Source organism: Streptosporangium sp. NPDC023615, assembly GCF_040640155.1.
Classification (GTDB): domain Bacteria; phylum Actinomycetota; class Actinomycetes; order Streptosporangiales; family Streptosporangiaceae; genus Streptosporangium.
The window spans coordinates 1-1,146 of record NZ_JBFABE010000188.1 but is presented as its reverse complement, the minus strand read 5'-3'; the positions used below and the strand labels follow the sequence as shown (position 1 = coordinate 1,146).

Genomic DNA, 1,146 nt, shown 5'->3' with positions numbered 1-1,146 from the left:
GCAACGGCAACAAGAAGCCCGCCTACACCGCGGTCCTCAACGCCCTCAACGCCGCCGACCCGAACCCGACGCCCACTCCCACCCCCACCCCGACCTCGGGGAGCGGCACCGGGCAGATCAAGGGTGTGGCCTCCGGCCGTTGCCTGGACGTGCCCGGCTCCAGCACCACCGACGGCACCCAGCTCAACCTGTGGGACTGTCACACCAACCCCAACCAGCGGTGGACCCAGACCACCGCCGGTGAGTTCAAGGTCTACGGCAACAAGTGCCTGGACGCCGGCGGTACCGCCAACAACGCCAAGGTCCAGATCTACGGCTGCCACGGCGGCGACAACCAGAAGTGGCGCGTCAACGCCGACGGCAGCATCGTCGGCGTGCAGTCCGGGCTGTGCCTGGACGCCGTGGGCGCCGGAACCGCCAACGGCACCCTGGTCCACCTCTACTCCTGCCACGGCGGCAACAACCAGAAGTGGACCTGGAACGGCACCTCGAACCCCAGTCCGACGCCGACCGTGACCCCCACGTCGGGGATGTGCGACCTTCCGTCGACCTACCGCTGGAACTCCACCGGCGTGCTGGCCAACCCCAAGTCGGGCTGGGTCTCGCTCAAGGACTTCACCGTCGCCCCCTACGAGGGCAAGCAGCTCGTCTACGCCACCACCCACGACTTCGACAAGACCTGGGGGTCGATGAACTTCGGCCTGTTCACCAACTGGTCGCAGATGGCCTCGGCCAGCCAGAACACCATGTCCGCCTCCACCGTGGCGCCCTCGCTGTTCTACTTCGCCCCCAAGAACATCTGGGTGCTGACCTACCAGTGGGGCGGCGGAGCGGCCTTCTTCTACCGCACCTCCACCAACCCCACCAACCCCAACGGCTGGTCGGCCCAGCAGGTCATGTTCTCCGGCGGCATCACCGGCTCCGACACCGGCCCCATCGATCAGACCGTCATCGCCGACGACACGACCATGTACCTGTTCTTCGCCGGCGACAACGGCAAGATCTACCGGACCAGCATGCCGATCGGGAACTTCCCCGGCAACTTCGGCACCTCCTCCACCGTGATCATGAGTGACACGAAGGAGAACCTGTTCGAGGCCGTGCAGGTCTACAAGCTGCAGAACCAGAACCGCTACCTCATGATCG

Annotated in this window: 1 protein-coding gene; it reads left to right on the top strand. The window is 66.0% G+C overall.

Annotated features, from left to right (window positions below; translation table 11 throughout):
• Positions 1 to 1,146, top strand: a 1,146-nt coding sequence (locus AB0G16_RS38825) for a non-reducing end alpha-L-arabinofuranosidase family hydrolase (RefSeq protein ID WP_362816045.1), incomplete at both ends; no start/stop codon positions are given.